Source organism: Rhabdothermus arcticus, assembly GCF_055382915.1.
Genome location: NZ_AP043808.1, coordinates 357,334 through 377,343, shown reverse-complemented (window position 1 = coordinate 377,343; position 20,010 = coordinate 357,334). Strand labels below are relative to the sequence as shown.

The 20,010-nt window shown below is 69.0% G+C and carries 16 protein-coding genes; all 16 read right to left on the bottom strand.

All coding sequences use genetic code 11. The features are described 5' to 3' along the window. Positions 1 to 5: 5 nt before the first annotated feature. The 16 genes from ACZ48Y_RS02085 to cimA all read right to left on the bottom strand — a co-directional run bounded on the left by ACZ48Y_RS02085 (position 6) and on the right by cimA (position 20,004). Entirely contained in the window at positions 6 to 1,037 is a 1,032-nt protein-coding gene (locus ACZ48Y_RS02085) for a hypothetical protein (protein ID WP_464741685.1), read from the bottom strand. A gap of 1 nt (position 1,038) precedes the next feature. Further along, positions 1,039 to 3,696, bottom strand: coding sequence for an AAA family ATPase (locus ACZ48Y_RS02080; RefSeq protein ID WP_464741683.1), 2,658 nt, complete (start codon positions 3,694 to 3,696; stop codon positions 1,039 to 1,041). Further along, positions 3,677 to 4,819, bottom strand: a complete 1,143-nt coding sequence (locus ACZ48Y_RS02075) for a metallophosphoesterase family protein (protein ID WP_464741681.1) — start codon at positions 4,817 to 4,819, stop codon at positions 3,677 to 3,679. The genes ACZ48Y_RS02080 and ACZ48Y_RS02075 overlap by 20 nt, the downstream gene beginning before the upstream one ends. Next, entirely contained in the window at positions 4,816 to 6,528 is a 1,713-nt protein-coding gene (locus ACZ48Y_RS02070; protein ID WP_464741679.1) for an ATP-binding protein, read from the bottom strand. The genes ACZ48Y_RS02075 and ACZ48Y_RS02070 overlap by 4 nt, the downstream gene beginning before the upstream one ends. 13 nt (positions 6,529 to 6,541) lie before the next feature. Continuing rightward, a complete protein-coding gene (locus ACZ48Y_RS02065) occupies positions 6,542 to 7,462 on the bottom strand; it encodes a hypothetical protein (protein ID WP_464741677.1) in 921 nt (306 codons plus the stop codon). A gap of 3 nt (positions 7,463 to 7,465) precedes the next feature. Continuing rightward, positions 7,466 to 8,542 (bottom strand): tetratricopeptide repeat protein, encoded by a 1,077-nt coding sequence (locus ACZ48Y_RS02060; RefSeq protein WP_464741675.1) that lies wholly within the window; start codon positions 8,540 to 8,542, stop codon positions 7,466 to 7,468. Between the two features lie 8 nt (positions 8,543 to 8,550). After that, the gene (locus ACZ48Y_RS02055; RefSeq protein WP_464741673.1) at positions 8,551 to 9,804 is read right to left on the bottom strand and encodes an AAA family ATPase; all 1,254 of its coding nucleotides are present in this window, start codon (positions 9,802 to 9,804) and stop codon (positions 8,551 to 8,553) included. Then, positions 9,801 to 10,340, bottom strand: coding sequence for an ATP-dependent protease subunit HslV (hslV, locus tag ACZ48Y_RS02050; protein ID WP_464741671.1), 540 nt, complete (start codon positions 10,338 to 10,340; stop codon positions 9,801 to 9,803). The genes ACZ48Y_RS02055 and hslV overlap by 4 nt, the downstream gene beginning before the upstream one ends. A gap of 10 nt (positions 10,341 to 10,350) precedes the next feature. Then, positions 10,351 to 11,682 (bottom strand): methylenetetrahydrofolate--tRNA-(uracil(54)-C(5))-methyltransferase (FADH(2)-oxidizing) TrmFO, encoded by a 1,332-nt coding sequence (gene trmFO, locus ACZ48Y_RS02045; RefSeq protein ID WP_464741669.1) that lies wholly within the window; start codon positions 11,680 to 11,682, stop codon positions 10,351 to 10,353. Between the two features lie 33 nt (positions 11,683 to 11,715). Next, positions 11,716 to 13,233 carry a type II secretion system protein gene (locus tag ACZ48Y_RS02040; RefSeq protein ID WP_464741667.1) on the bottom strand — a complete coding sequence of 506 codons (1,518 nt, stop codon included), beginning with the start codon at positions 13,231 to 13,233 and terminating at the stop codon, positions 11,716 to 11,718. Positions 13,234 to 13,235: 2 nt separating this feature from the next. Beyond that, positions 13,236 to 13,958 (bottom strand): PilW family protein, encoded by a 723-nt coding sequence (locus ACZ48Y_RS02035; protein WP_464741665.1) that lies wholly within the window; start codon positions 13,956 to 13,958, stop codon positions 13,236 to 13,238. Further along, a complete protein-coding gene (locus tag ACZ48Y_RS02030) occupies positions 13,955 to 14,344 on the bottom strand; it encodes a prepilin-type N-terminal cleavage/methylation domain-containing protein (RefSeq protein WP_464741663.1) in 390 nt (129 codons plus the stop codon). The genes ACZ48Y_RS02035 and ACZ48Y_RS02030 overlap by 4 nt, the downstream gene beginning before the upstream one ends. Beyond that, complete coding sequence (locus ACZ48Y_RS02025; protein ID WP_464742770.1) at positions 14,334 to 14,726, bottom strand: GspH/FimT family pseudopilin; 393 nt, start codon at positions 14,724 to 14,726, stop codon at positions 14,334 to 14,336. Before ACZ48Y_RS02025 ends, ACZ48Y_RS02030 begins: the two co-directional genes overlap by 11 nt. A gap of 178 nt (positions 14,727 to 14,904) precedes the next feature. After that, the gene (locus ACZ48Y_RS02020) at positions 14,905 to 17,511 is read right to left on the bottom strand and encodes a phosphoenolpyruvate carboxylase (protein WP_464741661.1); all 2,607 of its coding nucleotides are present in this window, start codon (positions 17,509 to 17,511) and stop codon (positions 14,905 to 14,907) included. Between the two features lie 2 nt (positions 17,512 to 17,513). After that, positions 17,514 to 18,383 (bottom strand): 3-hydroxyacyl-CoA dehydrogenase family protein, encoded by an 870-nt coding sequence (locus tag ACZ48Y_RS02015; RefSeq protein ID WP_464741659.1) that lies wholly within the window; start codon positions 18,381 to 18,383, stop codon positions 17,514 to 17,516. A 16-nt stretch (positions 18,384 to 18,399) separates the two neighbouring features. Beyond that, positions 18,400 to 20,004 carry a citramalate synthase gene (gene cimA / locus ACZ48Y_RS02010; RefSeq protein ID WP_464741657.1) on the bottom strand — a complete coding sequence of 535 codons (1,605 nt, stop codon included), beginning with the start codon at positions 20,002 to 20,004 and terminating at the stop codon, positions 18,400 to 18,402. Between the last annotated feature and the right edge of the window lie 6 nt (positions 20,005 to 20,010).

Sequence of the window (20,010 nt, the reverse complement as noted above, 5' to 3'; positions counted from 1 at the left end):
TGAACCTAATCGGCGCTTGCTGCGCTGGCAAGCGCGTCCATGAAGGCCTCGACCAGCCCAGCGCGGTTGACCACCCGCACCCGGTGCAGCGCGGTGAGCTCCTTGGTGCGTTGCTCGCTCTCGTCGAGCAGGACCAAGAAGGCCTGCTCCGGGGGCACCCCGAGGACCTCCTGCAGCTCGACGTAGCGCGAGAGATCGCTGGTGAACTCCCCGGTCTTGGTCTCGAACCAGAAAAGGCGCTCCTTGACCCAGAGCAGCAGGTCGAGCTCGGCCTTCTGCTCACCGGGGAGCATGACCACCGCCCGGGCCAGGGCCTCGAAGGGCAGGTTCTTGGCGCGTAGCGCCTTGGTCAGCTTTTGTTCCACGTAGCGTTCAAACCATCCTCCGGTCAGGAACTGGGCCTCCCAACCCGAGCCCCGGGCCTTGCCGACGATCCTCCGGTCCTCGCTCTTGTAGTAGTAGCTGGTAAGGAGCGCGTACTTCTTGAGGTCGGTGGCCAGCTGGGTGGAGTCGCGGATCTCGGCCTCGGAAGCGGACTTCAAGGAGAGCTCGAAGCGCCGCTTGTTGGCCACGCTCCACTTCACCCGGTCGTAGAGCCGGGCCACGTTGGGGTAGCGCTCGCCCATGAAGAAGGCTAGGCGGTTGAGGAGCTTTTCCCGTTCCTCGTCCTCGGGGAGGATGGGAAGGACCTCGACCCCGCGCTGAGCGAGGTAGCCCTTCAGATCCGTCCGCGTGCGTCGCACCGGCTCCGGCTGCACGAGCTTCAGGATGCCCTCGGCCATACGCCGGATCTGCTCCATCCGGTCCACCGGCGGGGCCAGGGTCACCCCGCCAAAGCTCGGCAGCTCCAGTCCGACGCGCAGGGCCTCGACGACGCGGGCCTCAAGCGCCTCCCTCAACGCGCGCCGCGCGGCCTCGAGGTTCTCCCCCTCGGCTTCCGCCGAGAGGGCCTTGATCCGACCGCGGACGCGTCCTCGTTTCAAGTCGTACTCCGCGGCCTCCATCGCCTTGTCCAGATAACGGGTGATCACGCCCATGCTATTCCCCCTCCACCCAGCGCACCCGGCTGCCCGCGGGGGACTTCTCCACCACCAGCCGCGCCGGCATGCGCTCGGCCAGTTCCGCCACGTGGGTCACGATCCCCACCATACGCCCCCCGCGCGGGAGCTCGGCGAGGGTTTCGGCCACGACCTCGAGCGCGTCCCGGTCCAGCGCGCCAAACCCCTCGTCCAAAAAGAGCGCCGCCGGGGCCTCGGCCGCGAGCTGCTCGGAGAGGGCCAGCGCGAGCGCCAGCGAGGCCAAGAAGGACTCCCCGCCGGAGAGCGTGCGCACCGAGCGCACCCCCTGGGTCCAGGTGTCCTGGACGAAGTACTCGCCCCCGTCGCTCACCAGCCGGTAGCGCCCGTGGTAGAGGCCCTCGAGGATCTCCGAGGCCCGGGCCAAGAGGCCCTGCTGGTAGTGCTTGAGGAGGAACTCGGGAAAGCGGTCGCCCCGCAAATCGAGGCTGAGCCGCTCCCAGATCGAAAGCTTGGCCGAGATCCCGGCAATCTCTTTTTCCAAGGTGCGCCTGCGGGCCTCGACCGCGCGGGCGTGCTGCAGGGCCTGATCCAAGCGGCCGATCTCGTGGGCCAGGCCCTGCAACTCAGCCTCCAATGCCTGCAACGCGCGCGCTTTCTCGGCGAGCGCACCTTCCTCTGGCGGGGCCTTACCCGCCAAGGTCGCCCTCAAGGCCTTGATCTCCGCCTCCACCTCGACCACGGCCCGGTCGTGGGTTTCGACGCGCGCCTTCAGGGCCGCGAGCTCCTCGTCGGTCAGGCGAAGCGCACCGAGGGCCTCCGGCGAGGGTAGGCCGAGCGCCTCGATTCCAGTAGCGAGTTCCTCTTCCAGGCGCGCCAGGTGGCGCGAGAGCTCCTCGTCCTTGGCGACGAGCGCCGCCACCTGCCGCCGCGCTTCTTCCAGGGCTCGTTGTAGGCGCTCGCGCGCCTGTTGTGCCCGATGCAGCCGGGCCAACGCCGCCTCGACGCGCTTCAAGGCCTCGGCGGGGTCCGGGCCGGCAAGCTCGGCCTCCAAAGCCCCTCTCAAGGCCCCGAGGGCGACCTCGAGCGCGCCCGGGTCCTCGCCTTCGAGCAACTCGGAGAGCTGCGCGCGCAGGGTGGCCACGCGCTCCCGCCGCTCCTCGAGCACCGCGCGGCGCGAGGTGAGCTGCCCCTCATCCCTACCGAGCTCGTTGAGCAGCTGCTGGTAGCGTTCGCCCAGGTCCTCGAGCTGCCGGGACTTGGCCTCGCGTTCGGCCTCCAAGGGCGCGAGGGCCGCGACCTCGGCCCGGGGCAACGCGCGCACCGGCTGGCCGCAAAGCGGGCAAGGCGCCCCAATCTGCAAGAGGTGGCGGTGCGCGGCGAGGCCCAGCGCCTGGATGCGCTCTTCCAAGCTTTTCAGGGTCGCCTTGAGCGCCTGGCCCTCGGTCTTGATCGCGGCGAGCCGCGCGCGCTTTTCCTTGACCGCCGCCTCCAGGCGGGTGCTGGCCTCGGCCTCGGCGGCGAGCCGTTCGGTCTCGCGCAAAAGCGCGCTCCTGACCTCCCAGGCGCGAAGCAGACGCGCCGCCCGCTCGGGATCGAAGGCCACCCCCTGCTGGCGAGGGGCAAAGGACGCCAGCCGGGCACGCCAGGGCTTGAGCCGCCGCGCCGCCTCGACCCGCTGCTTGATCGCCTCGCGCTCGGCGTAGCGGTCGGCGAGCGCGGCCTCGTCTACCTGGGGCAGGGCGGCGAGCTCGCCCTCAAGGCGTTCGAGCTCCGTCCTGCGGGCCTTGAGCTCGGCCTCGAGCGCGGCCTTTCGCGCCCGTTCCCGCTTGACCTCCGCCTCCCGGGCCAAGAGCGGCCGGGCCCGCTCGGCGTCCGCGACCCGGCGTCGCAAGCGCGCCACCTCCTCGGCCTCCAGCCGCAGCCCCTCGAGGCGGCGCTCGGCACGGGAAAGCGCGGCGAAGGCCTCGGCCAGCCGGCGCAGCGTCTCGAGCTCCTTGTCCAACCGTGCCCTGGCCGCGGTCTTGGCCTCGAGCTTGCGGCGCAGGTCGAGGAGCTCGGCCTCCAGCTCCTCGGGAGCACGTTCCAGGCGCAGGCCCTCGCGCTCACCCTCAAGCCGTTCCAGGGCCTCGCGGAGCGCGCCGCGGCGTTTTTGCGCGACCTCCTGCATCGCGTCCAGCTGGGAGAGACCGAAGAGGGTCTTCAAAAGGTCCTTGCGCTCCTTGGGATCGCCCCGCAAAAAACGGTCGAAGGCTCCTTGCGGGAGGAGGACGGCCCGGGTGAAGGCCTCGAAGTCCATGCCCAGCAGGGCCTCGATCTTGCGGTTGAGGGTCTTGACCTTCTCGCTCTCCGGAAGGACCTTCCATGCCGCTCCGGTATAGCGCTCAAGGCGGTGCTCGCTGCGCTTGGCCAGGCGCCGGGTGACCCGGTAAACCTCGTTTTGAATGGCAAAGTCCAGCTGCACCCAGGTCACCTCGGCGCCGGGATGGCGAAGCCCCTCGTGATACCGCCCCAGGCGCGGGGTCTTGGCGAAGAGGGCGAAGACCAACGCGTCGAGGATCGTGGACTTCCCGGCCCCGGTGGGCCCGGTGATGGCGAAGAGCGTGCGCGACGCGAAGTCCAGCTCCACCGGCTCGAGGTAGGGGCCAAACCCCGCGAGCCTAAGCGCGATCGGCCTCATGGACCTCCTCCAGGGCTTCTCTGAACGCGTCCTCGAGCGCGGCCTCCGGGGGCTCGCCGTAAGCCTCCCGGTGATACGCCCCGTAGGCCTCCATGAGCGAGAGCGTGCGCGGCGTCTCCAACGGCGCGAGCGCCTCGCCCTCGGCCTCGAAGACGACCTCCAGAAGGTGCGGGTGGTCGCGCAGGATGCGCGCCCTCAAGGCGGCGTCCCCGCGCCCTTTCAAGATCAGCCGGGCGTAGCCGGGAAAGCGGGCCACCTCCTCGATCCGCCGGTCGAGGGTTTCGAGGTCGAAGCGGAACGTGCGCAGGGGCCGCCCGAACCCCGGGACCGGGTGGACCCGCGGCGGCCTTCTGGGCTCGAGCTCGACGAGCAGCGCCCCCCGGGAAGCATCCTCGGCCTCCCCGAAGTCCAACTGGATCAGCGAGCCCGCGTACCAGGCCACGTCCCCCACCTGCTGCTGCCGGTGGATGTGGCCGAGCGCGATGTAGCTTGCGCCCTCGGGAAAGGCGGTCGGAGGGATCGCGTAGCTCTGCCCCACGTAGAGGCGAAACTCTCCGCCACCGAGCGCGGCGCCGTCCACGGTGAGGTGCCCGACCAGGAGGTTGATTCGGTCCTGGGTAAAGCCCTGCGCGAGGTTGGCCATCAGGCGCCGCATTAGCTCGGCGTAGCGCTGCATCTCCCTCCCGGCGTCGGCGGCCAGCAGCTCGCGGCCGCGGATCAGCCGCCGCTCGGAGACGAAGGGCAGCGCCGCCACCCGCATCCCCGCGAAGTCGCTGACCCCGCCCTCCTCGAAGAACCGCAACCGGCCCCGGAGCTCGGCCCCGAGGTGCCGGGCCATCGGGGCCAGGGCCTCGAAGCGGCTGTAGGCGTCGTGGTTCCCGGCGACCGCGAAGAGCGGCACCCCGAGCCCCTTCAGCCCGGCGAGGAAGTCGTAGAACGCGGCCTCGGCCTCGGCGCTGGGGTTGGGGTGGTCGAAGAGGTCGCCGGCGGCGATCACCGCGTCCACCCGCTCGGCTTCAACCAGGGCCAAGAGCTCCTTCAACGCAGCGGCGACCTCCGGGGTGCGATCGATGCCCTTGAGGGTCTTGCCCAGGTGCCAGTCGGCGGTGTGCAGGAGCCTCATAGCCCGAACTCGTCCCTGAGGGCGTCGGCGGAGAAGTCCTCTTCGACCTCGCTCTGCTTCGTCGCCCAGGCGGGGTAGGGAAAGCGCACCATCAAGGGGACCGGGACCTCCGGCTGGTGCAGAACCATCGCCCCTTGCGGCAAGAGGATGGCCCGCTCGCGAAAGGAGCCCGGCAGGTAGCGGTACTCGGGCCGCTCGGCCTCGGCCGCGTCCAACCGACCCACGACGCGAAGGGCAGCGTTGGCCACCACCCGCCGCTCGACCTCGCTCGCGGTCTGCTCGGCCCCGATCAGGATCACCCCCAGCGAGCGGCCACGCTCGGCGATGTCCAAAAGGATGTCCTTGATCGGGCTCTCCCCCTCCCTGGGCGCGTACTTGTTGAGCTCGTCGAGGACGATGAAGACCTGGCCCTGGTAGCGGTTTTCCTCCTTCGCGGTGAAGACCTCCTTCAAAAGCGCCCCGACCACGAACATCTGGGCCTGGGCGGGCAGGCGATGGATGTCCACGACGTGGAGCTGGGCCTCGCCGGCGAGGGGGTTCGGGGGACGGCCGGGCTTGTCCCCGCGCACCAGCGGCCCCACCGCCTTGCCCGCGGCCCGCAACCGGCGCACGAAGGCCTCCAGCGTCCCCCGGTGCTGGCGCGCCACCCAGGCCGGGTCGCCCTGGCCCTCATGGTCATCGAGCAGCTTGAACTCGATGTAGCTGACGAGGTCCTGGAAGCTCACCAGGGGGGTCTTCCCCAGATGGTCGAAGTCCGAGACCCCAAGCTCGTCCTCCGACGGGAGGGCCCAGTCCTCGACCAAGAGCGCCGGCCCGCGCTGGGTCCGGGCGAGGCGAAACAAGCGTTCGGTGACGTGCTCGGCGAGGAAGGCCAGGTTGGTCATACCGCCGCGGTCGGCGAAGAGGTAGGGCAGGAGACGGCGCTGGGCGAACTGCACCAGGTCCCAGTAGTAGGGGGCCACGCCCTCCATGCGGTGCACGGTGAAGGGGACGATCTCCCCTTCTCCGGGGGCGTGCCGGGGCGGGGCGAAGAAGGCCACCCGCTCAAAGGGCCGCGCGGGAAGCCCGAGCTTTTGGTAGGCCGCCGCGTCCTCGGGCTTCAGGAAGCGATTCTTCTTGTCGAGGTAGAAGAGGTCCTGCCCCTTGACGTTAAAGAGCAGGGTGCGGGCGCTGTGGGCGCTTTTTAGGACCCCGCTCTGATAGAGGCTGTAGAGGAGGAACAGCGCGTAGCTGGTCTTGGCCGCGACCCCGGAGATTCCGGAGATGTTGGCGTGCCCACCGCGGCGGCCGTCGAAGAACTCGAGGTTGACGTAGGCCGGCTCCCCATTGGGCAACAGACCGACCGGCAGGCGCGCCGTCATCGCGTCGTAGTAGAGCGCCTTGGCCAAGGCCTCGCCCCGGGCCAAGTGGACCGGTGCCCCGGGCTCCGGGGGTCGGAAGTCCTCGGGATCGAGCCGGGTCACGCTGACGTGGGCCACGTAGGCGGTGTTCACCGGAATCAGGTTCTCCTTCGCCAGAAAGGCGTCGGAGTCGAACTGGCTGCCCTCGTGAAGCTTGAACACCTGATCGACCATGCCGTAGTAGCGCACCCCGTCGCTCTCGACGAAGACCAGGTCGTCGAGGCGGAGCCGCTGACCCGAGGCCACCCCCACCCAGAACCCCAGCGGGGTGGCCTCGCGCCTGCCCAGGACCACACCGATCGCGTCCATCTCCCTGGGTATCCTACCCGCTCACGGCAAGGGCCTCGGCGATCCTCCGACGAACCAGATCGCGGTGGCCCAGACGGCGCTTGAGCTCGGCCTCGAGCCGGGCCACGGGCAGGAGGTTGGCCGGTGCCCGGGGGTCCTGGTGGGGCTTGGAGGCGAGCCGAAAAAAGAGCCCCAGGGTCTCCCGCGCCAGCCGGATCGCCGCTCCCTCGTCGGCGGCGTCGGTTTCGAGCCGCACCAGCCCGGCCCGATCGGCGAAGGGGCCGCGGGGCTCGAGGGGCAGCCGTAAATACCAGGCGAAAAAGGGAACTGGGGTGCCCCGCGCGGCCTCGGGAACGAGGAAGACCGGGGAGCGCTGGCCCGGTTCGAGGCGGGCCAAAAGCGCCGCGTGCTCGGGGCTTAAGTAGGCCTGATGCAGGCTCTTGATGTAGCCGACCCTGGCCGCGGGCGGCGGCGCGGCTTCGAAGTAGAGCGGGCCGTCGTGGACGACCTGGACCTCTGGAAGCGCCTCAAGGAGCCTCCGGGCAAAGGCCACCTCGGCCCGTCGGCGCAGCTTGCGGGCGGCCTTGAGCAAGGCTTCGCGGTCCGCCTCGGGAGCGACGCGCCCCGCGTAGGTCAGGCCACCGGCCTCCAACCCCACGCCAAGCGGCGAGAGGAAGACGCGCCCGACCTCAACCCGCTCCCAGAAGGCGGCCGCGCCCGGCGAGAGCAGCGCCGCGCCGACCGCGTAGCTAAAGAGCAATCCAGGAGCGTCCTCGACCTGGACGAAGGCATCCACCCGCTCGACGCCGTCAACGAAGGCCCAGCGTCCGCCCCCGTCGAGGGGGTCGGCCCTGACCTCCCAGGGGGCCTCGCGGGGCGTGCCCGGGACCTTCGGGGCCTGTTCAGGCTCGATCAGATCATACTCGGGAAGCCAGGCGGAGAGCTTGACCCGCAAGGCCTACTCCCCCACGCGGGCGAGGCCCTCCCTGGCAGGCTGGTACTTGGGATCGAGGTTCAAGGCCTCCTGATACTGGGCCCGCGCGCCCTCGAGGTCCCCGAGCTTTTCGTTGGCGAGCCCCAGGTAGTAGTGGTAGTCCGGGCTCTCCGGGGCCAGGACCACCGCCTTGGTGAGGTTGAAGCGGGCCTTTTCGTGGTCCCCCTTCTTCAGGTAGGCCCGGCCGAGGTAATAGTAGGCCTCGGGGTGGGAGAGCGGGGCCAGCGCCACCGCCTTTTCAAGCGCCTCGATGGCCTCGTCCACCCGGCCCCGCTGCAGCAGGACCTGGCCCAGGTAGCTCCACGCGGTGGGGTTCTTGGGGCTGAGCTCGACCGCCTTTCGAAGCGCCGCCTCGGCCGCGGCGGCGTCCCCCTTCACCGCCAACAAGGCCCCGTAGCGCGCCCAGAGAAAGCCGTCATACGGGGCCGCGTCCACCGCCCGCTTGAGCGCGGCCAAGGCCGCGTCCAGCTTGCCCTGCGAGAGGTAGGCGATCGAGAGGTTGTAGAGGACGAGGGGGTCTTCGCCCTTGGCCTCGATCGCCTTGCGGAAGGCCTCGATCGCGCGGTCCGGCTGGCCCATCCGCTGGTAGACGACGCCCATCTGGTTGTAGACCGCCCCCAGGGTCTCGCCCTCGGCCAGCTTCTCCGCGTCCTTGAGCACGCTCAGCGCCCGGTCCAGGTAGAGACGGGCGGTGGCCGGGTCCTCGGCGCGGCGGGCCAGCGCCAGGTAGGCCCGGCTCAACGCCAGGTAGCTCGGAAGGTGGCGGGCGTCCAGCGAGACCGCCCGTTTGAGGGTCTCGACCGCGGCGTTCACCAGCCCCAGCTTGAGCTGCGCCTCGCCCAGCCCGTAAAGGGCGTCGACGCGATCGGGGTCGGCGTTGAGCGCGTTCTTGAAGGCCACGAGCGCGGCGTCGTAGGCCGAGCTCGCGAGGTACTCGTTGCCCAAGAGCACCCAGGCGTCTGGGGAAAGCGGCTTCTTCTCGGCCTGGGCAAAGGCCAGGACCATCAGGAAGGCGAGGGGAAGGATCAACAAACGTCGCATAGGTTCTCCTAAAGAATGTACTTGGAAAGATCCTGGCTCTGCATCACCGGCGCCAGGCGCTCCTCCACGTAGGCCTCGGTCACCGTGACCTTGCCAAGGTCGGTCTGGAAGCTGATCTCCTCGAGCACCCGCTCCAGGACCGTGTGCAGCCGGCGAGCACCGATGTCCTCGAGCAGCTGGTTGGCCTTGTGGGCGTACTGGGCGATCGCCCGGATCGCCTCCGGCGTAAACTCCACCTCGGTTCCGTCGGCGGCGAGCAAGGCGGTGTACTGCCGCAAGAGCGAGGACTCGGTCTGGGTGAGGATCTTGACGAAGTCCTCCGCGCTCAGCGAGGAGAGCTCCACCCGGATGGGAAAGCGCCCCTGCAGCTCGGGAATCAGGTCCGAGGGCTTGGCCACGTGAAAGGCCCCGGCCCCGATGAAGAGGACGTGCTCGGTGGAGATGGGGCCGAGCCGGGTGTTCACCACCGTGCCCTCGACGATGGGAAGCAGGTCCCGCTGCACCCCTTCCCCGGAGACGTCGGGGCCGTGCGAGCCCTCCTTGGTCGCGATCTTGTCGATCTCGTCGAGGAAGACGATCCCATCCTCCTGGGCCCGGCGGGCGGCCTCCTGGCTGACCTCCTCGCGGTCCACCATCATCTCCGCTTCCTGGGCCTTCAAGACCTCCCGGGCCTCCTTCACGCGCATGCGGCGGCGCACCCGCTTCTTGGGCAAGAGCCCGGAGAGCATGTCGGTGAGGCCCTGCATCTGCTCCGCGCCGAACATGCCCAGCATCGGGATCTGCGGCTCCTCGGCGACCTCGATCTCGACCAGACGATCCTCATGTTGCCCGGCGGCGACCTCGAAGGGCGAGACGCCGAGGAGGGAGGCCAGCTGCTCGTTGGCCCGGCGCGTCGCCTCCTCGGCGACCTCCTCGGTCTTCTCCCGCATCACCAGCTGATAGGCAACCTCGGCCAGGTCGCGGACGATCGAGTCCACGTCGCGGCCAACGTAGCCGACCTCGGTGAACTTGGTGGCCTCGACCTTCAAAAACGGCGCGCCGGCGAGCCGCGCCAGGCGGCGGGCGATCTCGGTCTTCCCCACCCCGGTGGGCCCCATCATCAGGATGTTCTTGGGAATGATCTCCCGGGCCAGCTCCGGGGGGAGCCGCTTGCGCCGGTAGCGGTTGCGCAGGGCCACCGCCACCGCCTTCTTGGCCTCGTCCTGGCCGATCACGTACTTGTCGAGCTCGGCGACGATGGCCTTTGGGGTAAGCTCGGTCATCTTGCCTCCACGGTGAGCACGGTGATCCGGCCCCCGGAATAGATGTCGATCTCCGCAGCGATCTTCAGCGCCTCCTCGGCGATCGCCGCGGCGGGAAGGGCGCTATGGCGCAAGAGGGCCTTGGCCGCGGCGATCGCGTAGGACGACCCGCTGCCCACGCCGAGCACCGGCTCGTCGGGGCTGATCACCTCGCCGGAGCCGGAGAGCAGGAGCAGATCCTGGGCGTCAGCGACGATCATCATTGCCTCCAGCCGGCGCAGCACGCGGTCGGTGCGCCAGAGCTTGACGGTTTCCACCGCCGCGCGCTGCAGCTGCCCCTTGGCCGCCTTGAGCTGGGCCTCGAACTTCTCGAAGAGGGTGAAGGCGTCGGCGACGCTTCCGGCGAAGCCCGCGAGGACCCCGCCCTCGAGCCGGCGCACCTTGACCGCCCCCTTCTTCATCACCGTCTGCCCCAGGGTGACCTGGCCGTCGCCGGCGAGGGCGGTGACGCCGTCCCGCTGAACGGCGAGGATCGTCGTGCCGTGCATGCCTTGCATCAAGCCGAGGTTATGGCCTCGGCGTTAGGTCGGCGTGAGAAAGGGCGCCGGCGAGCCAGGCCTCGAAGGCCTCTAGGCCCCGGGCGAACATCGCCTTGCGGCGCTCGCGCTTGGGGCCACGGACCGGGGCCGGAGGCACCAGGCCCCAGTTCGCGCTCATCGGCTGGAAGTTCTCCGGGTTGGCGGTGGCCAAAAAGCGCACCAGGCCTCCGAGCATGCTGACCTCGGGGGGAACGACCGGGGCCGCACCAAAAAGCTTGCGCGCGGCGTTCACCCCGGCCAGCCAGCCGGTGGCCGCGGACTCCAAATACCCCTCGACGCCGGCGAGGACCCCGGCGGCCAGGATCCGCGACGCGGCCTTGAAGGAGAGGTCCGCTTGGAGGAGGCGCGGCGCGTTAAGGTAGGTGTTGCGGTGCATCACCCCGTAGCGCACGATCTCCGCCTTCTCCAGCCCGGGGATGAGCCGGATCAGCGTCTTCTGGTCCCCCCACTTGAGGCCGGTCTGGAAGCCCACCAGGCTCCACATCCGCCCCGCCCGATCCTCCCGACGCAGCTGGACCACCGCGAAGGGCAGCGTTCCGGTCTTGGGATCGGGCAGGCCGACGGGCTTCATCGGACCAAAGAGCAGGGTCTGGTAGCCGCGGCGGCCGAGCTCCTCGATGGGCACGCAGGCCTCGAAGAACGCGAGCTGCTCCCAGTCGTGGGGCTGGTGCCGGCGGGCTTGCTGCAGCGCCTCGTAGAACCGCCGGTACGCAGCCTCGTCGAGGGGGCAGTTGATGTAATCGGGGCTCTGATCGTAACGACCGGCGAAGTAGCAGGTCTCCATGTCGATGCTCTCAAAGAGCACGACCGGCGCGGCGGCGTCGTAGTAGCTGAGGAAGTGATCGCCAAAGCGCGCCTTGAGATGCTCGGCCAAAGGGTCGGAGGTGAGCGGGCCGGTGGCCAGGACCACCACCCCGTCCCCGGGGATCGCGGTGACCTCCGTTCGCACCACCTCGATCCGGGGATGCGCGCTGACCGCCTCGGTCACCGCCTGGGAAAAGAGCTCCCGGTCCACCGCAAGCGCCCCGCCCGCGGGCACCCGCGCGGCGTCGGCAGCGGCCATGACCACGCTGTTCGCGGCCCGCATCTCGGCCTGCAAGAGCCCCTTGGCGTTGGTCTCGGCCTCGCCTCCAAGGGAGTTCGAACACACCAACTCGGCGAAGCGATCGCTGCGGTGCGCGGGGGTCATCTTCCCCGGGCGCATCTCGTAAAGGCGCACCCGCGCTCCCAGGCGGGCAGCGGCGAGGGCCGCCTCGCTCCCCGCAAGCCCCCCACCGACGACGTGCACGACCTCGCTCATAAAGGGGCAGTATAGCACGCGCGGCAGAAAAGGCTAACGCCGGGAACGCACCACCACGCCCCCCGTGCCGGGAACCGGAACCTCGGGAATGTCGCCATTCGCGATGGCCTGGCTCTTATAGACGCCGCTCCCATTGGCGGTGATGCCGTTGAGGCTCACGATCCCACCCACCATGCGCACGCTTCCGTTGAGCATCACCCGGTCCCCGGACCAGACGATGGCGGGCACCGGGGTGCTGATGGAGCCGTTCATGATGATGTAGCCCTCGCTGGCGATCAACGGCCCGCGCCCATCTTTCAAGCGCGTCCGCCCGTTGAAGATGAGCGGCTCCTTGGAAGCCAGCGTCGCGTCCCCGATGACCTCGATTTCCCCGTTGAAGGTCAACCGGCTCGCCGTGTACAGGCGGGAATCCTCGAGGGTGGCGCGGCCGTTGAGGATGATGGCATCGCTGCTGGCCACCCGGACACCCTCCAAATGACCCGATCCATTCAGGGTAAAGGAGCCCTGCACATAGAAGTCCAGGTCTTTGAGGTTCAGACCGCTTTGGTTGAAGACCACCGGCCCGCCCACGCAGATGCGCTTGCCGGTGCCGTTGACCGCGCGGATGAACTTGTCCACGAGGTCGCCGGTGATCTCGTAGCGTCCGTAAGGCACGCCGAGACGGTCCAGCGCGGCCCGAAGCTCGTCGCGGACCCCGGGGTTCAAACGGGAAAAGGAAAAATCGCACTTACCTGCGTCACGAGCGTCGTAGTAGGGCGTCGCCACGCTGGCGCCCATGGCCTTCCGGCTCAAGTCGTCGATATTCGGCCCGGTGATCCTCGTGGCCTGATCCCAGCGCACGCGTTTTCCAGTGATGAGGTCGGTGCAGACCAGGTTGGGATCGTCGGGGACCACGTAGATGGGGCAGACCCGGGTAGCGGGTTCGAACCGATACGTCTGCTCGTTCCAAGGGCACACCGCCTTGGCAGACCTAGAGTTGGCAACGCAGTAGGTTTGGATCCCGTCTGCGGCGGAGACATCACTCGGGAGCAGGCTCTCGCACCCTCCCTCCTCGGAACAGCGCTCGAGCCCCCCATTCAGGAAAAAACCAGGATCCGCATGCAGGTGCGTACCGTAGAGGTCAAAGCTGCCGTTCACGTCGAGCTGCCCGCCGGTCAGCCATCCTTTGCTAAAACGCGGATCGGGCTGGGTATCGCCCTCACGCTTCGAGAGGCGCAGGATCGCCACCGCGGTGTGCTTGGCCGGCCCGTAGACGCCCGTGCTCGTCACCCGCCAGGTGTCTGCGCCGGCCGGCCGTTCGACCTCAACACGATAAGTCCCCTCGCCGAGGACCCCTTCAAACCTGGAAGGCAAGTCACCCTCGTCTCCGAGACGCACGATCGCGTGCTCGATCCCTGCCTCGGCCAGCTCGCGGGCCGCTGCCTTGCGCAAGAGATCCCCACCCGAACGCAAGGTGCTCACCGCGGAGACCGACATGGCGACGGCCAAGAGCATCAAGATCACCATCGCCGAGAGCGCCGCCACCAGCGCAAAACCGCTCTTTCGCCGCATTCCTACTCACCCCCCAGGTTGGGCGTTTCGACGACCCATAGCCCCTCGACGCGGAGCTTGCCGTCGGCATAGCGCGTTGGGGTAAGCCCCAGATCCGACGGCGAAAACCCTTCGGGCAGCGAGGCCCCAACCTCGAAGACAGGCGCGCGTACGCCGCTGACCTCCCTGGCCAGGCGGGCGTAGACGGCCACCGCGGAAACCCCGCTTTCGAACGCTCGATGGCCCTCGGGAAGGGGCTGCCACCCGCTTCCCGTGCGGTAGCTGAGCCTCACGTCCTCGACGTCCTTGAGGAAGGGGGCGTCGGCGACGGGCGTGCATCCCTCGCCGCGGCAAAGCCCCCAGGAGAGGACGCCCTTAAGCGCATCGAAGCGATAGCCCACGCGGAGCGCTCGCCCGGGCGCGCAGTCTCGCGGGTAGAGGGCCCCCATGTCACCGTCGCAGACGAACCCGAGGTCCAGCCCCACAGCCCCTTCGTCCCGTTGAAGGCGGAGCGGCGCGGGGACGCGCCGGTCGGGGTCCGGGGTATAACCCGCAAGGCGCAGCTCGCGTTGCATGACGTGCGCGGCCAGGGCCAGCTCATTTTGCATGCGGTTTTTCAGCTGGAGCAGCCGGCTTTGGCGGCTCGAGGAGGCAAGCGCCATGATCACCAGCCCGAGGAGCAGGGTAAGGATGCTCGCCGCGACCAGGAGCTCCACGAGGGTGAACCCGCGGGGGCCGGTCCTCACGGTTTTCCCTCCGCGCGTATGTAGGTGGAGAGCTGCAAACGCGGCCGGTCCACGCTGACCTCCACGCGGTAGAGCGCAGCCGTCTGACCCGGGCCGCAGAGCAGCGCGTCGGGGTCCGCTTCGCTAATCGCACAAGGCTGGAGGACGCACCGCGCCGACACACCGGCCACCTCCATCTCTTCGTTGCACGCCCCCTCGAGACGGCCGGGGTCCGCTCTCCAGGCATCGAACCGGCTCTCGATCGCGTTGACCAGGCGCTCGAGCTGCCGGGCCTTCTGGCTGGCGCGCATGCTGGAAACCTGCAGCGCCACGACCGCCGCGCCCACCACCGCGAGCACCAAGAGGGCGATCAGCACCTCTAGGAGCGTCAACCCCTTATTCCTCACAGGCATCCTCCCCGATCATCCCCGCGCGGTTGATGCAAACCCGCGTGCTTCGGCCGCCGCGCTCGAAGACAAACGCTTGCCCCGTATCCGGGCGACCCAGCGCACTGATCGTGATTGAAGTGCCATCCGGCGGCTCCAGCCAGCGAACGCCCGCCGGCCTCAGCGTCGCCAGGCGGGACGTGCACGCCGCATCCTGACAGAGCTCGAGCGCCGTGCCCTCGCGCCGAAGGTACAGCACCGTCTCCTTCCTGATCGCCTCCGTACGGGCGCGCAGCAAGCGTGCCTCGACCTCGGCCCGGGCCTTTTGCAGGTAAAAGCCCGTCGCCCATACGCGATAGCCAAGGGCCAAGAGTATCCCCAGGACGGCGAGGACGACCAGCATCTCCAGCAAGGTCAAGCCTTTTCGGCGCGTGCTCCTCATCCCTTACCAAAGGAAGTTAACCACGCGAGAGGCGCGCCGCATCCCCCAACTTGGGGGTTTTTGGAAGCATTTTTGTGAGGCAATCAAGGTTGCGCTTTAGACCAATCCAAAGGAGGCCAGGCCGTCAGGGCGTCCTTCCTCAACCGGTGTTGCGCAAACCCGCTGCCACCCCCAAGAGGGTCATCAACAGCGGCCGCTCGATTGCCTGCTTCTCAGGCCCCTCGGGCAGGCCCCGGTAGCGGGCGAGGAGCTCGACCTGGAGGTGATTCAGGGGATCGACGTAGGGGTTCCTCAAGCGGATCGCGCGCTCGAGGGTGGGCTGATCGTGCAGCAGGGGAGCCTCGAAGATCGCCTCGAGCATCGCCTTGGTGCGCTCGAACTCGGCCTCGATCAAGGGAAACACGCGCGCCGCGAGGCCCGGCTCCACCAGCCGCAGATAGGCCCGGGCCACCCCCAGGTCGGCCTTGGCCAGGCTCATCGCCGCCGCCGAGAGCACGCTCTTAAAAAATGGCCACGCCCGGTACATCTCGCGCAACCGGTCGAGCTCGACCGCCGCCAAACCGCTGCCCAGGCCGTACCAGCCGGGGACGTTGGCCCGCACCTGGGTCCAGGCCATCACCCAGGGAATGGCGCGGATGTCCTTGAGGTCGTGGACCCGGCCATGCCGCCACACCGGGCGGGAAGCGATGTTGAGGCTTGCGATCTCGCGAATCGGGGTGAACTGCTCGAAGAAGGTCAAAAACCCCTCGGCCTCGACCAGGGCACGGTAGACCTCGACGCTGGCCGCGCTCGCCCGCGCCATCGCTGCGGTCCAGTCCGGGTCCAGGGGTTGGGCCTCGCCGACCACCGCCAGGGCGAGGTGGTAAAGGAGCTGCTCGAGGTTGCGAAAGGCGAGCTCGGGATGGGCGTAGCGGTCGGCCAGGGCCTCGCCCTGCTCGGTGAGGCGGATGCGATGGTCGACGCTTCCCTGGGGCAGGCCCTGGATCGCCCGCCCGGCGGGCCCACCACCGCGGGCGGTCGAGGTGCCACGGCCGTGAAAGAAGAAGACCCGCACCCCGGCCGCGCGCGCGGTCTCGTAGATCGCTTGCTGTGCCGAGAAAAGGGCCCAGTTGGCGGCGAGGAACCCGGCGTCCTTGTTGGAGTCCGAGTAGCCGATCATTACCTCCAGGCCCGCCCGTGCTTCGAGGTGGGCGCGAAAGATCGGGTTCTCGATGAGTTTGGCAACGACCGCCGCGCTTCGGTTGAGGTCCCCTAGGGTCTCGAAGAGCGGCACCACGTCGTAGGGCAGCCCCCGGCCCACCCGGTAATGCCCGACCTCGCGGGCGAGGAGGAAGACCTCGAGCAGATCCGCCGGGTGGCGGGTCATGCTCACGATGTAGGCGCCCTTTCCCTCCCAGACCCGGAGGGCCCCCAGGGCGCGGCGCAGAGGCTCGCCCTGGGGCGCGTAGCCCACGGGGAGGAGCGGCCTGGGGCGCTTGAGCTCCTCGGTGAGCAACGCGGCTCGACGATCCGGGTCCAGCGCCAGGTAGTCGACGCCATGCTCGGCGGCGAGAAAGAGCTCGGCCACCGCCTCGGCGTGGGCCGCGGACTCCTCCCTGAGGTCGAGGGGAGCGGCCCGGGTCCCCAGGACCTCGACGCGCATCGCGAAGGGGTCCAAGAACGTCGCCCGCACCCCTTCGAGACCGGTTTCGTCGAGCACCCCCGAGAGCGCACCGAGGTCAGCGGCGAGCTCCGGATCGTCGTAGGCGCGTTGGCGGAGCCTCTGCCCCATCGCCCGCAGGTAGCGGCGGAGCGGCTCGCCGGCAAAGCGCGCATCCTCCACGGTCTCGAGCCGGGAAAGGAACCATTCGGGAAAGCGCACCCGCTCCTCGGCCACCGAGAGGTCCTCGATCAAGGCGTCGGCGAGCCGGGCATAACCCGAAAAGACCCGGTCCCGGGCGTAATCCTGAGCCCAGGCGGTCACCTCGGGGGTGACGTTGGGGTTGCCGTCCCGGTCCCCGCCGATCCAGCTGCGAAAGCGGATCGGCGGGGCAAGGCGCGGGTCCCGGCCGTAAATCGCCCGAAAGGCCCGGTTGAGCGCCTCGCCAAGCCGTGGAATCGCCTCCCAGAGGCTGGAAAAGAGGTAGTAAAGCCCGCCCTTCGCCTCGTCCTGGACCGTGGGACGGGTGCGTCTGAGCTCCAGCGTGGTCCAGAGGAGGTCGATGCGCGCGCTGAGCGCGGCCTCGTCGAGCGGGGTCCGGTCGAGAAGGTCAAAGATCGCCTCCAGGTGGTGGCGCACGGTGCGCCGCCGGGCCTCGGTGGGGTGGGCGGTGAAGGTGAGGTAAAGCCGCAGGGAGGCGAGCAGTCGTTCGGCCTCCTCGGCGGAAAGCCCGCGCAGTTTGAGCGCCCGGACCAGCGCGGCCAGCGACTCCGGACGCGGCCGCTCCGGGGTGGCCTGGGCCTCGCGCAGACGGTTGACCCGCACCCGGTGATGCTCTTCGGCCAGGTTCACCAGGTGAAAGTAGTGGCTGAACGCCCGGACCAAGGTCTCCGCCTGGGCCAGGTCCAGCCCCCGGATGAGGGCCAGAAAGCGGCGCGCGGCCTCGGCATCCCCGGGGTGCTGCCGCAGGTGCTTGGCCTGGAGGCGGACCTCCTCCTCCAGGGCGAACATCGCCTCCCCCTCGAAGCGGCGGATCGCCGACCCCAGAAGGCGGCCGAGGAGGTCCACCTCCCGCTGCAACTGGGCAAAGGCCGCGCGCTCGTCCAAGGCTAGATGCGACGCCCCTTCGCGTCGTACTTGTAAAAGCCCTCGCCGCTCTTTCTGCCGAGCAGCCCAGCCTGGACCATCTTCTTTAGGAGCGGGCTGGGCCGGTACTTGTCGTCGTTGAAGCCTTCGTAGAGGACCTCCATGATCGCCAAGACGGTGTCCAGGCCGATGAAGTCGGCGAGCTCCAGGGGGCCCATGGGGTGGTTCATGCCCAGCCGCATCACCGCGTCCACCGCCTCCGGGGTGGCGACGCCCTCAAAGACCGCCTGGATGGCCTCGTTGAGCATCGGGATCAGGACCCGGTTGGAGACGAAGCCGGGGTAGTCGTTGACCTCGACCGGGGTCTTCTTCATCCTGCGCGCCACCTCGACCACCGTCCGGGCGGTCTCATCCGCGGTCTTGTGCCCGCGGATGACCTCGACCAGGACCATCAGCGGCACCGGGTTCATGAAGTGCATGCCGATGACCTTTTCCGGCCGTTGGGTGTGGCTGGCGAGCTTGGTGATGGGGATCGACGAGGTGTTCGAGGCCAGGATGCCCTCGGGCTTGACCACCCGGTCCAGGGCGCGAAAGACCTCGGCCTTCACCGCCTCGTTCTCGACCACCGCCTCGACGACCAGATCGCAGTCCGCGAACTCCGCGTAGTTCAGCGTGGGCTTGATCCGGCTCAGGGTCGCGTCGTGGGCCTCCTGCGTGAGCTTGCCCTTTTCCAGAAACTTGCCCAGCGAGCGCCGGATCGCGACCAGCCCGCGCTCCAAAAAGCGCTCTTCGGTGTCCAAAAGGACGACCTCGAACCCCGCTTGGGCCGCCACCTGGGCGATCCCCGAACCCATCTGCCCGGCACCGACGACACCGATCTTCCTGACGTCCATCGCTCCAAACCCCCTCTCAAAGCGCCACGCCGAGGGCTTCGGCCTCGGTGTAAAGCGCGTACTCCACACCGTCCAAAAGGGCCTTCCAGACCGCCTGGATCAGGTCCGCGGAGATCCCGATGGTGGTGAACTGGCGCTCGGCCAGCGCGAAGGTCACCGTCACCCTCGCCCGCAGCTCGCGGCGGCCGCGGGGGTAGAAGGTGCGCACCCGCACCGCGCGCAGATCCAGCGCCCCCACCCGGTCGGCGAGCGGGCCGAGGCGGGGTTGCATCTGTTTGAGCGCCGACTGCAAGACCAAAAAGAGCGTCGTCACCGGCCCGGAGCCCTCCGCGGCCACGTACTCCTCGTCCTGGCCCAGCCGTGCCCGCAATGAGGCCTCGACGACCGGGCGCACCCGGCCCCGCAAGACCTCGAAGAGCCGCAAGCGCTCGACCTCGATCCAGGGTCGGAAACGCCCGGTCAGCTTGCCCAGGGTCAGCTCGAAGCTGGCCTCGGCGTCCTCGAAGGTGTAACCCGCCTCCTCCAGGCGAACCAGCTCCTCGCGAATGCGGCGGTTGGCGGCGGTGTCCTCGGAGAGGTCCACCCCGTAGCGGGCAGCGAGGGCCTCGAGGTAGGAGGCACGGACGATCCCCGGCAGCAAGAGCCGTCGCTCGTTCCCCACCGCCTCGGGTGGAATCGGCTCGTAGGACTCGGGGGCCGAGAGGACCGCGGCGATGTGCGCGTGGGTGCGGTGGGCGAAGACCTTGTAGCCGACGAAGGGATGGTAGTCGAGGTCGCCGACCCCGATCCGGTTGACGATCTTGCGGGTGATCGGGGTGAGGCGCCTCAGCGCCGCGTCGGAAACCACCTCAAGCCCCATGCGCAGCTTCAAGATGGGCAAGAGCGTGGCCAAGTCGGTAATCCCGCAGCGCGCGCCGTAGCCCCCCACCGATCCCTGGACGTGGCGGGCGCCGGCCTCGAGGGCAGCGATCGCGTTGGCCACCGCAAGCCCGGCGTCGTTGTGCCCGTGAAACCCCACCGGAACGTCCCCAAAGGCCTCGATCACCGCCCGCGTCCCTGCCTCGACTTCCCGGGGAAGCGCCGCCCCGTTGGAGTCGCCGAGGTCGAGCAGATCCGCCCCCGCGGCGTGGGCGGCCTCCACCACCGCCATCGGGTACTCCGGGCCGCGGCGGTAGGCGTCGAAGAAGTGCTCGGCGGTGAAGAGCACCTCCTTGCCCTGGTCCTTGAAGAAGGCCACGGTGTCCCGGACCATCGCCAGGTTCTCCTCGAGCGTGGTCCGGATCACCTTCTCCACGTGCAGCTCCCAGGCCTTGCCGTAGACGTGCACCACCGGGGTCTCGGCGCGGAGCATGGCCTTGATGTTGGGGTCGCGGCTGGGCGCGGTCTCCGGGCGCCGAGTCGAGCCGAACACGGTGAGCTTTCCCTTGAGCCCCAGGTCCGCCGCGCGGGCGAAGACCTCGAGGTCCTCGGGAAACTGGTAGGGCCAGCCCGCCTCCAGGTAGTCGATCTCCAGCTGATCGAGCAGGGAGAGGAGCTCGAGCTTGTCCTCGGGGGTAAAGGAAACCCCCTCCGCCAGCGCGCCGTCGCGGAGGGTGGTGTCCAGGAGGGTCACGGGCTTCATGGCCCT

What these genes read in the sequence shown, in the direction of transcription:
- trmFO (WP_464741669.1), bottom strand. Translation starts at nt 11,682, where the DNA reads ATGAGCGAGGTCGTGCACGTCGTCGGTGGGGGGCTTGCGGGGAGCGAG.
- cimA (WP_464741657.1), bottom strand. Translation starts at nt 20,004, where the DNA reads ATGAAGCCCGTGACCCTCCTGGACACCACCCTCCGCGACGGCGCGCTG.
- ACZ48Y_RS02040 (WP_464741667.1), bottom strand. Translation starts at nt 13,233, where the DNA reads ATGCGGCGAAAGAGCGGTTTTGCGCTGGTGGCGGCGCTCTCGGCGATG.
- ACZ48Y_RS02060 (WP_464741675.1), bottom strand. Translation starts at nt 8,542, where the DNA reads ATGCGACGTTTGTTGATCCTTCCCCTCGCCTTCCTGATGGTCCTGGCC.
- ACZ48Y_RS02055 (WP_464741673.1), bottom strand. Translation starts at nt 9,804, where the DNA reads ATGACCGAGCTTACCCCAAAGGCCATCGTCGCCGAGCTCGACAAGTAC.
- ACZ48Y_RS02085 (WP_464741685.1), bottom strand. Translation starts at nt 1,037, where the DNA reads ATGGGCGTGATCACCCGTTATCTGGACAAGGCGATGGAGGCCGCGGAG.
- ACZ48Y_RS02015 (WP_464741659.1), bottom strand. Translation starts at nt 18,383, where the DNA reads ATGGACGTCAGGAAGATCGGTGTCGTCGGTGCCGGGCAGATGGGTTCG.
- ACZ48Y_RS02070 (WP_464741679.1), bottom strand. Translation starts at nt 6,528, where the DNA reads ATGGACGCGATCGGTGTGGTCCTGGGCAGGCGCGAGGCCACCCCGCTG.
- hslV (WP_464741671.1), bottom strand. Translation starts at nt 10,340, where the DNA reads ATGCAAGGCATGCACGGCACGACGATCCTCGCCGTTCAGCGGGACGGC.
- ACZ48Y_RS02080 (WP_464741683.1), bottom strand. Translation starts at nt 3,696, where the DNA reads ATGAGGCCGATCGCGCTTAGGCTCGCGGGGTTTGGCCCCTACCTCGAG.
- ACZ48Y_RS02075 (WP_464741681.1), bottom strand. Translation starts at nt 4,819, where the DNA reads ATGAGGCTCCTGCACACCGCCGACTGGCACCTGGGCAAGACCCTCAAG.
- ACZ48Y_RS02025 (WP_464742770.1), bottom strand. Translation starts at nt 14,726, where the DNA reads ATGCTGGTCGTCCTCGCCGTCCTGGGGATACTCTTGGCCCTTGGCTAT.